Source organism: Andreprevotia sp. IGB-42 (assembly GCF_009848685.1).
GTDB lineage: Bacteria > Pseudomonadota > Gammaproteobacteria > Burkholderiales > Chitinibacteraceae > Andreprevotia.
This window is the reverse complement of record NZ_WXTX01000028.1, coordinates 1-15327: the sequence shown is the minus strand read 5'-3', so window position 1 is coordinate 15327 and position 15327 is coordinate 1. Positions and strand designations below refer to the sequence as shown.

Sequence of the window (15327 nt, the reverse complement as noted above, 5' to 3'; positions counted from 1 at the left end):
ACTGGCGGCCTGCACTTCCTGCAGCCGGGTTTCACGCGTGTAGCCCAAGCGACGCGATTCGCTCTGGGTATACAGGCCATCGAACAGGATCTGCCGCAGCTCGACCGAGGCGCCAGGATGGTTGAAATCATAGGAGCCGGCGATGGGGCGGGTCTGCCATTCCTTGTTGTACGATGCGGCCACATCGACGCGCGGCAGATAGCGGCCCTTGATGGCTTTCTGGTCTTCGCCGGCGGCACGGTAATCGTAATAGCGCGAGCGCAGTTCCGGATGTTTGCTGATAGCCTTTGCCGTGGCTTCGTTCAGCGTTTCGGCAAAAACGTGGGTGGTCAGGCCGTACAGCGCCAATCCAATCAGATAGGCTGTGGTACGCAGCTTTGCTTGCTTATGATCCATGGCAGATCCCCTAAGGCTTGAAACTTTTTTGAAGTTCTAATGTGAGATGCGGACTACACGGCAGTCAGCTAATCACTTACAACCGGATTTTATGCTAGACAACTATGTATCTATTGCAGAACGAGCCGACGAGCTGTGGCTGGCCGAAACATCATGAAACCATCATGTAATACTTATTCTTACGCCAGCAGGCGTTGCCATGGCTAAGGTGCGCCAAGCCGGAAGGCGTGCATTCTATTGTATTTTCATGACATTGGCACTGTCAGCATGGCCAGTATATTCAGCTTTGAATACAGAGAAGTTTCGGCAATTACTTACACAACACTACGGGGATGCGCCCCAGAAGACGTTTCAGGACTGGCTGGCCTTGATCGCTGCCGGAAAAAATCTTTCAGAACAAGACAAACTTAAACGTACCAACGAATTTTTCAACCGGCGCATTTCATTCCTGGATGATATGCAGGTCTGGAAGCAGGTGGACTATTGGGCAACACCGATGGAGACCATAGGCAAGAACGCCGGTGATTGCGAAGACTTCACCATCGTGAAGTACTTTACCCTGAAAGAAATGGGCATACCGGAAGAGAAGCTACGCCTGACCTACGCCAAGGCGCGCATCGGCGGCGCCGACAGCACGGTCACGCAGGCACACATGGTGCTGACCTTCTACCCGGCACCGGATGCCGAACCGCTGGTGCTGGATAATCTGATTACCGATATCCGCCCGGCATCGCGGCGCACCGACTTGCAGCCGGTGTTCAGCTTCAATGCGGGCGGCGTATATACCGGTGGCAGCCAAGCCACCGCATCGATAGACCGGCTATCGCGCTGGAAGGATTTGCTGTTGCGCGCTCAGGCCGAGGGCTTCAGCCCATGAAACGCATAAGATAAGGGGGATTTCCATGTCGTTATTCCGGCAACTGTGGCTGCTGACGGTGATCGCCACCATTCTGGCCTTTACCGGCTGTTTCTTCATCAGCATGCACAATGCGCGCAACTATCTGGAATCGCAGCTGGCCACGCAGAGCAACGACAATGCATCGTCGCTGGCGCTATCGATGTCGCAGCAGAGCAAGGATGCGGCGATGGTCGAACTGCAGGTTTCGGCGCTGTTCGATACCGGCCACTTCGAACTGGTGCGCTTCAGCAACGTCTATGGCAAGACCGTGGTCGAGCGCAGCAACCACACCATTTCGGATGACGTCCCCAACTGGTTCATGCAGGCGTTTCCGTTACGGGTGGCGGTAGGCCACGCGCAGGTAAGCGACGGCTGGAAGCAATCGGGCACGGTCAGCGTGATTGCGCATTCGCGCTTTGCCTACAAGGCACTGTGGGACAACGCCATTGCGCTGGGCGTGTGGATCCTGGCTGGCGGCCTGATCGGTGGTTTCCTGTTGCAACTGGTGCTGGGCTGGATCAAGCGGCCGATCATGCAGATGGTAGGGCAGGCGGAATCGATTTCGGACCGGCATTTCGTCACGCTGGAAGAACCACGCATCCTTGAGCTCAAGCCCGTGGTGCGCGCGATGAATACCATGGTGGAACGCGTGAAGACGATGTTTGCCGAACAGGCCGCGCGCATCGATGCGCTGCGCAGCGAGGCCAACCGTGATGCGCTCACGCAATTGCCAAACCGCGGCTTCTTCATGGGCCGGCTGGCCGAGGCACTGGAGGACGAAGAAGCCGCACCCAACGGGCTGCTGCTGATGCTGCGGCTGAAAGACCTGGGCACCATCAACCAGCGGCTGGGCCGCATCGGCACCGACCGGCTGCTGCAACTGCTGGCAGGCCAACTGACCGCGATTGCCAGCACCGAAGCCGATGCCATTGCCGCACGCCTGAACGGTGCCGATTTCGTGCTGCTGGCGCCGGGCAAGGCAGCTACAGACGCCACCGCGCTGGGCAACCTGATCCACGACAAGCTGGGCGAACTGCGCGAGCAAGGCCATGTGGACGTGAGCGATATTGCGGCGATCGGCGTCACCAATTACCAGAAGGGCGACAAGATCGGCGCCATCCTGTCGCGCTGCGACCAGGGCTTGGCGCAGGCGGAAGGCAACGGCGAAAACGGCGTGGGCGTGGTGGCCAGCGGCAGCGGTAGCACCTTGCCAGCGCAGGACTGGCAACAACTGCTGCGCGATGCTGTGGCGCGCGGCGGCTTCGAGATGGCGAGCTTTCCGGCATTGGGCAGCGACAACAGCCTGCTGCATCACGAGATGGTGCTGCGGCTGCGCCACCCGGCCACCGGCGAGGTGTTTACCGCCGGTGCATTCATGCCCTTCGTATCGCGCTTCAACCTGACCGCGCAGGTGGACCTGGCCGCAGTGAAGCTGGCATGTGATGCGCTGGTTTCGTCCAGCGATGCGATTGCCGTCAACCTGTCGCCCAGCTCGCTGGGGGATGCGGTGTTCGTCAACGGTTTGCTGGCCTTGCTGGAGCAGCATAAAGCGCACAGCAGCCGGCTGTGGATGGAGGTCAACGAGTTCGGTTTCCGCGATGAGCTGGAAACCCTGGCGGCGTTCACGCAGCGCGTCCACCCGTATGGGTGCAAGCTGGGCATCGAGCACTTCGGCCGCTATTTCGGCAGCCTGCCGCAACTGTATGAACTGCAGCTGGATTACCTGAAGATCGACGGCAGCTTCGTGCAGGACATCGACCAGAACAGCGGCAACCAGGACCTGGTGAAAGCCATTGCCGGCATTGCCGGCGGCCATGGCCTGCAGGTGATTGCCGAGCGGGTACAGACCGCCGCCGAATGGGAAACGCTGCAGAAGCTGGGCGTGACCGGCTATACCGGCCCGGCGGCCAAGTGGCCACCCGTGGTATCACCACCGACGCAACAATAAAAACGTCAGTCGATCCATATTCGCTTGCGCCCGGCCCCATGGCCGGGCGTTTGCGTTTCTGGCCATGATTCCCGGGGAGACGCTGCAACGCAGCCCCTGACACAGCCAGTGTGTGCACACCACTTCCGATAAAAAGTAAAAACCGGCCGGCCCTGCCTGCCGGTTGATCTCTCACCTGCCGCCCCGAGGGGCTCAATCGTGCTTGAGCAGATCATGGTCCAGCATGTGCACGATCACATCGTGCGATACGGTATGCGTGCCATCGACCAGATCGGTGACGTTCTGCAGATCGATGGTTTGGGTGACCGATGCACTGCCAGCCTTGATGGTCAGCGTGGTGGTGCTGCTATTCTCGGTAACCGATAGCAGGCCATCGAGCTCGGTGGCCAGCACGCTGGTGGTATGCGCCCCGGCCACGGTCCAGTTCACGCTGCCGAGCAGGTCACGCAGATCGAGCTGATCGTGCGTTGCACCGGCGCTGGCAAAATCCCGGACCACATCGTGCGCCGGCGTTGCTGCCGTGCCCTGATCACCCGCCCCCCAGCGGAATACATCCGCACCGGCGCCGCCATACAGCTGATCGTGCCCGCCACCGCCCCGAAGCGTGTCGTTGCCGCTGCCACCCTGCAGGATTTCGTTGGCCGAGGTGCCGGTCAGCGCGTTGCCGGCCTGATACTGGATGGTGACAGCACCGGTATCCGTGCCGCTGTGGCCATCATTGACGGTGTAGTTCTGCGTGACATTGGGCGTGGTATCCGCAGCATTGGCATAGTTGATGGTCATGGTCAGCAGATAGTCTTCCGACCCGGTGCCACCGCTGGTGGCGCCATTGTCATCCAGATTGGTGACACGGATCTGGTAGGTGCCGTCTGCGCTGGCGGTGAACGTGCCGCCATCGGCAATCGCGGTAAAGCCGCCTGACGTGCCGGCATGCCAGCCCAGCGACACATCCGCCGCAGTAAGGTTGTGATCGAGCTTGAGCGTTTCACCCGCCTTCAGCGTGACCGTGAGGGTATCGAGATCATCCGGCTGGCTGCCGCCATAGGTATTGCCGATGGTATCGAGGAAACCATCGATCACCAGCACCGCGGTATTGGCCGCCTGCCCCACCTTGGTGAAGCTGGCACGGCTGATGGTTTCGGCATTGTCGTTGTTGCTGTCGAAATCGACCGTCTGCAACGAGCCGGCACTGAAATCACTGCCGCGCGCCAGCCAGCCAGTAGTGAAACTGGTGGGGGTAGCAGTGAGCGTATCGCCATCGACATCCGTATCGTTGTAGACGAGGGCCACGGACGGCACGGTGACGGTGCTGCCGAATACATTGGTGATCACCAGGTCATCGATGGCCACCGGCGCATCGTTGGTGCCGGCCACGTGGAAGCTGGTGGCACTGCTGCTGGTGCTGCTGCCACCGTCCCCATCATTGAGCGTGAAGGTGACGGTACGATCCAGCGTGCTGGGGTTGTCCGAGCTATTGGAGAATGCGATGCGCTCGATCAATGCCTCGGTTGCGGCCGGGGTAGCCGTATTGCTGGTGAACGTGAACACCAGCGGGTTGCCATTGTCGCCGCCGGTATAGCTGGCGATGGCCACGCCGCCAAAGCTGATCACATGCGTGGTGGTATTGACGCCGATCTGCCCGCTGCCGCTGCCCTGGTTGACGACGCTGAGCTGATCGCCGGCAGTGCCGTTGGCGGTGAAGGCCGCCGTCAGCGTCCCCCCGTTGAAGTTGGCCGAATCGATGTCCGCAACGGTGACATTGCTGTCAATCCGCGTACCGGTGCCGGCTGCCGTGCCCTCGGTATAGGTGAGGCTGCTGGCCAGATCGGTGATCGTCGGCGCATCGTTGACCGGGTTGACGGTCAGGTTGACCGTACCGGTGGCGGTGCCACCATGGCCATCGGCTACCGTATAGGTGAACGAATCCGTGCCGTTGTAGTTGCCGGTCGGCGTGTAGACGAAGGTGCCGTTGCTGTTGAAGGTAACGCTGCCGTGCCCCGGGTTGGCGAGCAGCGTGGCGGTCTTGCTGTCGCCGTCTGCATCGGTGTCGTTGCCGAGCACCCCGCTGAGGACCGCGCTGATGGTCAGCGTACTGTCTTCATTCACGCTGTAGCTGTCGCTGGCGGCCACCGGGCTGGCGTTCGGGTCGAACAGCATGCTGGCGGTGGACAGCGAACCATCGGCATCGCGGATCGTGTACTCGACGCTGAACGGCAGCCCGTTGCTGCCGCTGCTGGCGGTATAGGTGTAGGTGCCGTCCTCGTGGATGGCCAGCGTGCCGCGGCCGGCGCCCAAGTCGATGGTGAACTGGTGGTGCGTGCTGTCGAAGATGTAGACCGTGGCCACCCCTGCGCCGGCGCCATCCGCATCGTAGGACAGCGATACCAGCTTGGGATGCGTGCCGCTGCTACCGTCGAGGCCGAAGCTGTCGTTGAGGGTGACATCACCGTTGGAAAGCGCAATGGTGGTCAGCGTGCCATCCAGCTCGCTGGCGCTGGAAATCAGGATCACGTTGTCGTTGTGGGCACCGGTGGATGACCAGGCCACATCGCGCAGATCCGGGTCGGTCTGGCTGACCCCGGAACCGATACCGATGGCGTATACCTCATCGACTTTGCCATTGAGGAAGGTTTCCCAGGCAGTCCGTTCGGACGGCTCGATGGTGTTGGGGTTACTGCCGTCGCTCTCGGTCGGTTCGCCGTCAGACAGGAAGTACACATAGGTCTTGTCAGCAACCGGCTGAGTACCGAAGTTGCTCTGCACGGCGGTCAGCGCATCGTCGTAGTCGGTATTGCCGCCCGACGAAATCGACCCGTATTTGCCTTCCGCCTGATCCTGCGTAAGCCACACGCTGCCGCTGCCATCGGTGTTCACATGGAACACGCGGGCATTGTCGTCGAAGTCCACCAGCATCACGCGTTGCAGCGCGGTGCCGTAGGTATCCATCAGGTTGGAAATGGCCGCCTTGATCAGGTTGAGCTCGGTAGTGCTGATACTGCCGGACGAATCGACCACCAGCACCAGATTGACGGTAGCAGTCGATACCGTGGTGGGATCAACCACATCGTTGTGCGCGACAGATACCGTATCGGTCAGCGTGAGGCTGACCTTGGTCCAGCCCGTTTGCGCACCACCATCGGTGGCCTTGTAGTAGAAGGAATCGACCACCGGCGGGCCAGAGTTGTCGACCACCGGCGCCACGTAGTGGAAGCTGCCGTCCGCCAGCATGGTGACGATGCCACCCAGCGCGGTGGCGACCGTGTTGGTGCCATTGACCGTTTGCCCGCTGCCGGTATTGTCGGTGGCAAAACTGCTGACCACGAGCCCGCTGGGGCTGTCGTTGCCCAGCACGCTGGCCAGCGTGGACGACGAGCCTTCCGCCACCGTGTAGGTATCGGCATTCGCGGTAGGCATCGGGTCGTTGTCGATGATGATGGCCGTGGCATCGGCACTGAGGTTGCTGGTGTTGCCACTGGTGACGGCGACATGCAGCGAGAAGTTTTCATTGCCCTCGTAGAAGGTATCGTTGGTGGTCAGTACGCGGACCTGTACGCTGGTTTCACCCGCCGCCAGCGTGATGCCGGCACCAACCGGCACCCAGCTGGAGCCATTGAAATACGCCAGCGCGGTGCCGGTATCGACCCCCACGATGGCCGTGCCGCTTTGCAGCGTCGGGATGAAACTGACTGCCGAGCTATTCGGGCCGGACAGTTGCACGGTGAACACCGCATAGTTGCCTTCCGGCACCAGGCTACCCTGCGCATCCACCGAGACGGTGATTTCCGGCGGGCGGTCGCCATCGATGATGGTGGCGGTGGCCGCTGCACTGGTATTGCTGGTGTTGGCGCTGGTGACGTCGACCTGCAGCGAGAAGGTTTCCGGCCCTTCAAATACGCCATCCACCGTGGTGCTGACCCGCACCAGCACGTCGGTAACGCCGGCGGCCAGCGTGATATCCGGGCCGGCTGCAAACCAGTTCGTACCGTTAAACGAATATTGCAGCGCGGTACCGGTATCCGTACCGACAATGGCGCTGCCATCAAGCAGTGTTGGGGTGAATGTGACATCCGAACCATTGGGGCCGGACAGGTGCACGCTGAATACCGCAAAGTCGCCTTCCGGCACCGTGCTGCCCTGACCGGAAACCGATACGGACACCGCGGGCGGGCTATCACCATCAATGATGGTGGCTTCGGCTGCAGCGCTTGGGTTGCTGGTGTTGCCGCTGGTAACGGTGGCCTGCAGCGAGAAGGTTTCCGGCCCTTCAAACACACCATCCACGATGGTGGCAACCCGTACTTGTACATCCGTCTGGCCCGCAGCCACGGTGATATCGCCAGTGGCACTCACCCAGTTGCTGCCATTGAAGTATTCCAGCACGGTGCCGGTATCGGTACCGACGATGGCGGTACCATCAAGCAGGGTGGGCGTGAAGGTGACGTCCGCACCGGCCGGGCCGGACAGGTGCACGTTGAACACCGCGAAATCGCCTTCCGGCACCGTGCTGCCTGCACCGGAGACCGACACGGATACCGCTGGCGGGCCATCGGCATCGATGATGGTGGCCGTGGCCGATGCACTTGGGTTGCTGGTGTTGCCGCTGGTCACCGTAGCCTGCAGCGAGAAGGTTTCCGGCCCTTCAAACACATCATCCACGATGGTGGCAACCCTTACCTGCACATCCGTCTGGCCCGCAGCCACGGTGATATCGCCAGCGGCGCTTACCCAGCTGCTGCCATTGAAGTATTCCAGCACGGTGCCGGTATCGGTACCGACGATGGCGGTACCATCAAGCAGCGTGGGCGTGAAGGTAACATCCGCGCCGGCCGGGCCGGACAGGTGCACGTTGAACACCGCGAAATCGCCTTCCGGCACCGTGGTACCCTGGCCGGACACCGACACCGATACAGCAGGCGGGCTATCGGCATCAATGATGGTGGCCGTGGCCGAAGCACCGGGATTGCTGGTGTTGCCACTGGTGACGGAAGCCTGCAGCGAAAAGGTTTCCGCGCCTTCGAACACGCCATCAACCGTGGTGCTGACGCGCACCTGCACATCGGTGGTGCCGGTTGCCAGCGTGATATCGCCGCTGACGGCGAACCAGTCTGTGCCATTGAACGAGTATTCCATCGCGGTGCCGGTATCGGTGCCGACCAGCGCGGTGCCATTGAGCAATGCCGGGGTAAACGTGACATCCGCGCTGGCGGGGCCGGACAGGTGCACGTTGAATACCGCGTAGTCGCCTTCCGGTACCGTGGTGCCTTCACCGGCCACCGAAACCGATACGGTGGGCGGGCTATCGGCATCGACGATGGTGGCCGTGGCCGAAGCGGTGCTATTGCTGGTGCTGCCACTACTGATATCGACCTGCAGCGAGAAGGTTTCCGGCCCTTCGAACACGCCATCCAGGGCGGTGGTGGTGCGCACCTGCACATCGGTCACACCGGCATTGAGGGTGATATCACCGCTGACGGCAAACCAGTCAGTGCCATTGAACGAGTATTCCAGCGCAGTGCCGGTATCGGTACCCACGGTAGCCGAGCCATCGTGCAGGCTGGGGGTGAAGCTGATTGCGCCGCTGCTGGGGGCAGACAGGTGCACGTTGAATACCGCGTGATTCCCTTCCGGCACCGTGCTGCCTTCACCGGAAACGGATACCGACACTTCAGGCGGCTTGTCGCCATCGATGATGGTGGCCGTGGCCGAAGCGCTGCTGTTGCTGGTGTTGCCAGCGGTCACGTCGACCTGCAGCTGGAAGGTTTCATCGGGCTCGTCCACCTGGTCGGGCAGGGTCTGCGTGCGGACCTGCACGCTGGTCTGGCCCGCTGCCAGCGTGATATCGCCGCTGACCGTGGCCCAAGCGCTACCATTCCAGTATTCCAGTACCGTGCTGGTGTCGGTGCCGACAACAGCGCTGCCGTCATGCAATGTCGGGGTGAAGCTGACCGGGCCGCTGCTGGGGTAAGAGAGGTTGACGGTAAAGACGGCGTAGTTGCCCTCGAATACCGTATCGCCTTCGCCGCCGAGCGACACCGAAATCCGCGGTGGCGGGATCTGCTCGCCATCGTTCGTACCCAGCACGGTAACGGTGACGGCGTGGGTTGTGCCATCCACGCTCTGCACATTGAAGGTTTCAACACGGGTGTCACCGTCGTTGAGCACCTGTACAACGGGGTTGGCGTTGTCGAGCACATAGCTCCAGTTACCGGCTGCGTTGATGCTGAACGAGCCATAGGTACCGGTAATGCTGGTTGGCACCAGTTCTGCCTGACCGGCATCGGCATCCAGTACCACCAGATTGCCGCCGGTGACCAGCGTGGTGTCTTCCTTGACAGTGCCGCTATCGCTACCGGTAATCACGGCCGGGTCGTTGGTACCAAGCACGGTGACGGTAACGGTGTGGGTATCGGTGCCATCGACACTTTGTACATTGAAGGTTTCAGTGCGCGACTCTCCCTCATTGAGCGATTGCACCAGCGGGCTGGCATTGTCGAGTACGTAGTTCCAGTTGCCATCCGCATCGATGGAAAAGCTGCCATAGGTGCCGGCGGTATTGGTTTGCACCACCACGGCGGCCTCGCCGGCATCCGGATCACTCACATCCAGGTTGCCGGATGCGACGAGTATGGCGTCTTCCTTGACCACGCCGGCGTCGTCACCCGGCTGGCTGGCAACGATCAGTGCAGCATCGTTGGTGCCGACCACGGTAATGGTGACGGTGCCTTCGCCGGTGCCGTCCACACTGCTCACCGGGAAGGTGACGATTTCGGTCTGGCCGGCGCCCAGCGCCTGCACGGTGGGGCTGGTGTTGTCGAGCGTGAAGTTCCAGTTGCCGCCGGCATCGACGGTAAAGGTGCCGAATGCACCGGCTACGTTCTGCGGCACGACGAATTGCTCGCCGGCGTCCACATCGGTGATCACCAGCGTGCCGCCGACCGTTGTCTGGGCGGGGGTATCTTCCTGCACGGTGCCGGCATCGCTGCTGACGGTGGCCGGATCGTTGACCGGGCTGACGGTGAGGTTGACGGTGGCCGTGGCGGTGCCACCGCGACCATCGTCGATGGTGTAGGTGAAGCTGGCCGGGCCATGGTAGTTGCTGTCCGGCGTGAACACCACGCGGCCATCTGCAGCCAATGCAACGGTGCCATTCACCGCGTTCTGCACGCTGGAAATGACCAGCGCATCGTTGTTGGCATCGACATCATTGGCGAGCAATGCCAGTGGCGAAATCGTCAGTACCGTATCTTCCGGCGTGGCTAGCGCATCGTTGGCGGCGCCGGTGCTGTTGTCATTGACGGCGACGGGCGGGGTATTCAGATCGGTTTCCTGGGCCGCAGCAAATGCCGGGGCCGGGGTGCCGGCAGTGCCGAACTGGGTGGAGCCGACCTGTTCGTCGATGCGGCCAACGCGGATGAAGCTGTGTGCGCCGTTTTCACCGCCATCGCCACCACCAAGACCTGCCGCTGTGGCTTCGAGATCGGTGGAGAGATCACCGCCCTGCGCAATGATCTGGTCGATCTGCGCGGTACCGCCCTGCACGGTTGCGGGGGCAATCGCCGCATCGGTGGTATCGGGCACGCTGGCGCCAAGGAACTGTGCGTCCACCAGTACCGAGCGATCCGGGCCGATGGTCTGCATGTCGCCATTGGGCAGCAGCAGCATGATTTCGCCATCCGGCGCGGTAACCAGCACCTGGTCCTGCTCGATGCTCTGCCCCGGTTGCAGCGGGGTCATTCTGCCCGTGGCATCGCGGATGAATGCTTGACCATTCAGTTGCACGATCGTGGCTTGGGCGGCATTGGCCATGGCAGGCCCCTTCGAAGCAGGATTGATGACTGCTCCACCTTACGCCGTGGTCATAACGGAAAATACTGTACCTTGGGGTCAAAAGGCGTGTACCGAAGTACAGTGTCATGCCGGCTGTCGCCAGCGTCACGGCCATGAAAAAGCCCGGCATCTGCCGGGCTTTTTCAATTGCATTGCAATAGCGGTCAGTCGGTAATCAGCTTGCCGCTTTGCAGCAGGTGCTGGATCACTTGCGCATCAGTGGTATCGGTACCGATCAGATCGGTGCCCTTGAGCACGATGGTTTCAGTTTCCTTGCCGAACGCATAGGTGGTGGCGTTCACATTGAGCCCCGCAACAAACTGTCCGTCGTGGCTGATGTGGATCACCGTATCGCTGCCGTCCTTCTGGAAGTGCAGGTATTTATCCAGCGTACCACTGCCTTCACCTTGCAGCAGGTCACGCAGATCCAGCACGTCCTTGTCGCCGTTCACCGCGTGGAAGTCCATGATCACGTCGGTGGCGCCTGCTACCAGCTTGGTGGTGGCGCTCAGCCCCAGCCCATTGCTGTTGCCTGCGGCAACAGAGCCCGCAGTACTGCTCTGGTCACCCAGTACGAACTTGAAGGTATCGTTGCCAAGGTCGCCGCGCAACACGTCGCTGCCCTTGCCCCCTACCAGCAGGTCGTCGCCGGCACCGCCACGCAGCGCATCGGTATCGGCACCGCCATACAGCTTGTCGTTGCCTGCCCCGCCAAATACCGCCTGGTTGCCGGCGGCACCGTATACGGTGTCATTGCCGCTACCGACGTTGATGGTGTCGGTGATCGGTTGTACCGGTGCCTGCGTGCTGGTCAGCAATGCACCATCTGCATCGGTGATCACTGCATCGGTCATGAACTTGCTGGCATAAAGCGTTGCCACCGACGGCTGCGGGCCGTTGGAGTTGGGCAGCGAGGTATCGGTAAACACCACGTTGTTGGCATGGCTGACACCCAGGTCGACGGTATCATTGCTGCCACCGCTGGCCACGACCAGATCGGTATCGAGCGTGACCGCCACCTGCTTGGTCACACCCGCGCCAGGGCCGGCACCCACATCCGCCCAGCCGCCACCCGGCAGCATGTAGGTCGTCAGCGAGATATTGAGCGTTGCATTGTTGCCGTTGCCTTTGGTGAGCTGGAAGGTATCGTTGCCGCCAAAGCCCTCGTAGGCATTGTTGTTGTTGGTGACAGTGATGCCGATATTGCCACTGGAGCTGGCAGTACCATCGCTGACCGAGTAGGTGAACTGGCCCACACTGGTGGTACTGCTGATGCCCGGCGGCAACAGATATTGCGCACCGGTGAGCTGCGCCGCGGTCAGGGTCTGGCCGTTGCTGATGGCGGTGCCATCAGCCAGCAGCACCTGGCCTTGCGTGGGCAGGCCGGTCACAGTGATGGTGAGTGCATCACCATCGGCATCGGTCGGTGCGGTGATGCCAAGCGCGAACGGCACGCCTTCCTTGGCGGTGACGTTGTGGCTGTCTGCAACCGGTGCGGTGTTGTCGGTCAGGCCCTGCACATCGATGGTGACGGTTTTCTGCGTGCCATCCACCGACGTCACCGTGAAGGTTTCGGTCTTGTGATCGCTGGTGTTGAGCGCCTGCACGTTGGCCGCCGCGTTGTTCAGCGTGTAGGTCCAGCTGCCTGCGGCGTTGATGCTGAACTGGCCATAGGTACCGTTGCTGGACTGTGGCGTGAACGCCCGTTCGGCTGCGCCATCGACATCGGTGATGGTCAGCGTACCGGTGGTGCTGAGCTTGGTGTCTTCCTGCACGGTGCCGGTGGTGGTGCCAGCAATGACCGCTGCATCGTTCACCGCAGCCACGCTGATGGTGGCTGTCGCCGGCGTGGCGTCGACTGCGCCCGAGTTGTCCTTGGCGGCAAAGCTGAAGGTGGTGCTGCCGTTCCAGTCTGCATTGGGCTTGAAGTACACGGTAAGGCTGTTGCCGGTTGCCGCCAGATCGCTGTTGATTGCTACCTGGGTATTGCCTGCAGCGGTGGTATACAGCGTGCCGTTGGCGGGCAGGTTGCTCAGGCGGAAGCTGGCTACGGTGCCGTCGATATCGGCGCCAGTCAGCACCACGGCGATGCGGCCGGCCTGGTCTTCGGTACCGGCAGCCGTTGCGTTGTTGGTGGTCGGTGCGTCATTGACCGGAGTGACAGTGACCGAAACTACCGAATCCGCCGTGCCGCCCTTGCCGTCACTAACGCGGATGGTGAAGCTGTCCGCGCCGTTGTAATCGGCATTCGGCGCATAGATGTAGCTGCCATTGCCATTGAGCGTGACACTACCATTCAGCGGGCCGGTCTTGATGGTGTAGACAAGCGCGTCGCCATCGACATCGCTGGCAACGATCTGGCCGGTGACAGAGGTATCTTCCGCCGTGGTCTTGCTCTGGTTGGCTGTGACAGGCGCATCGTTCACCGGTGTGACCGTGATGTTCGCGGTCGCCGTGGTGGTGCCACCGTGGTTGTCCGATACCGTGTAAGTGAAGCTGGCCTGGCCGTTGAAGTTGGCTGTCGGGGTGAAGGTCACCACGCCATTGCTCAGGCTGACCGTACCGTTGGTGGCAGCCGATACACCCGTCACGGTGAGCGTGTTGCCATCGACGTCGGTGTCATTGGCCAGCAGCGTGCTGGTATTGACGGTCAGCACCACGTCCTCGGCGGTGGAAAGGCTGTCGTTGACGGCAACCGGTGCGTCGTTGACCGCAGTCACCACTAGCGACACGGTGGCGGTATCGGTGCCGCCGTGACCATCCGTGATGGTGTAGGTGAAGCTGGCCGGGCCGCTGTAGTTGGCATCCGGCGTGAACACCACATTGCCACCCACCAGCGCCACGGTGCCGTGCAGCGCATCCTGGACTGCAGTAATGCTCAGCGTATCGCCATCGGCATCGGTATCGTTCAGCAGCAGCGTGGCCTTGCTGATGGTCAGCGCGGTGTCTTCCGTCGTGGAGAACGGTACCTGGCTGGTGAGCGTATAGGCCGACAACGACTGGTAGCTGCCGCTGCCGAGGCGCAGTTCAGGCTGGAACACCGCCTGGCCGCCCTGATCCCAGTACAGGATCTGGATGGTATGCACGCCGCTGGTGGCAACGGTGAACGATGCATGCTCGGTACCGGTAGGCGACTGGTTCTTGTCGACCTCGGCCACCTTCACGCCGTCGACGTAAATCGCATAGCCGTCGTCCGCGCGTACCTTGAAGTTATAGCTGCCCGCTGCCAGCGTGATGTTGCCGGTCATGTTGATGATGGCATCGGAGCTGTTGTCCGGATCGGCATTGAGCGATGCGGCATCCGTACCCAGGAAGGTCTGCAGGTTGCCGTTACCGCCCAGGTCACCATCCGCCAGGCTGTAGTTGACGCTCTTGGCGGTGAACAGCGCCGATGGGCTGTGCGATGCGATGAACGCATTCACCATGGCCAGCGAGGTGATGTTCGCACCGTCGCCGCTGGTACCTTCGCTGTACGCGTAGTACTCGGAACGCAAGCCGGTGGAGGTAGCCGGATCATTGACGGCATCCGGTGCATCGTTCACCGGCGTGACATTGAGCGTTACCACTGAATCCACGGTGCCGCCCTTGCCATCGCTGACGCGCACGGTGAAGCTATCCGCACCGTTGTAGTTGCTGGCCGGCGTGTAGGTGTAGGCACCGGTGCTGCTATTGAGCGTCAACGTGCCGTGCGCAGCCGTGGTCTTGATCGCATAACTGAGCGTATCGCCATCCACATCGCTGGCGACGATCTGGCCGGTAACGGCGGTGTCTTCCGGTGTGGTCTTGTTCTGGTCGGCAGTGACCGGTGCATCGTTGACTGGCGTGACGTTGATCGTCACCACCGAATCGACGGTACCGCCCTTGCCATCGCTGACGCGGATGGTGAAGCTGTCCGCACCGTTGTAATTGCTGACCGGCGTGTAGGTATACGCACCGGTAACGGTATTGAGCACCAGCGAACCATGGGCAACACCGCTCTGCACTGCGTAGCTCAGGGTATCACCGTCCACATCGGCGGCGACGATCTGGCCGGTTACGGCGGTGTCTTCCGGTGTGGTCTTGCTTTGATCAGCGGTGGTCGGCGCATCGTTGACCGGGGTAACGTTGATGCTCACCACCGAATCGACGGTACCACCCTTGCCGTCGCTGACGCGCACGGTGAAGCTGTCTGCGCCGTTGTAGTTGCTGGCCGGCGTATACACATAGCTGCCGGTATTGGTATTGAGCACCAGCGAACCATGTGCAACCGTGCTGGTGA

At 61.5% G+C, this 15327-nt stretch carries 5 protein-coding genes; 2 read left to right on the top strand and 3 right to left on the bottom strand.

Translation table 11 applies throughout. The features are described from left to right. On the bottom strand, positions 1-396 hold a 396-nt coding region (locus IGB42_RS21510), incomplete at its 3' end, for a TolC family protein (protein ID WP_159675606.1). Between the two features lie 199 nt (positions 397-595). Between IGB42_RS21510 and IGB42_RS21505 the strand changes: the two genes are divergently transcribed. Further along, positions 596-1273, top strand: coding sequence for a transglutaminase-like cysteine peptidase (locus IGB42_RS21505; RefSeq protein ID WP_236822691.1), 678 nt, complete (start codon positions 596-598; stop codon positions 1271-1273). A 25-nt stretch (positions 1274-1298) separates the two neighbouring features. Beyond that, entirely contained in the window at positions 1299-3242 is a 1944-nt protein-coding gene (locus IGB42_RS21500; protein ID WP_159675605.1) for an EAL domain-containing protein, read from the top strand. 192 nt (positions 3243-3434) lie between these two features. On the opposite strand, the gene IGB42_RS21495 is transcribed toward IGB42_RS21500, so the two are convergent. Together IGB42_RS21495 and IGB42_RS21490 are read right to left on the bottom strand one after the other, a co-directional pair. Next, positions 3435-11048: a retention module-containing protein gene (locus IGB42_RS21495; protein WP_159675604.1), complete on the bottom strand. Its 7614-nt coding sequence runs from the start codon at positions 11046-11048 to the stop codon at positions 3435-3437. A gap of 185 nt (positions 11049-11233) precedes the next feature. Next, positions 11234-15327: tandem-95 repeat protein (locus tag IGB42_RS21490; RefSeq protein ID WP_159675603.1), on the bottom strand; the 4094-nt coding region annotated here is incomplete at its 5' end.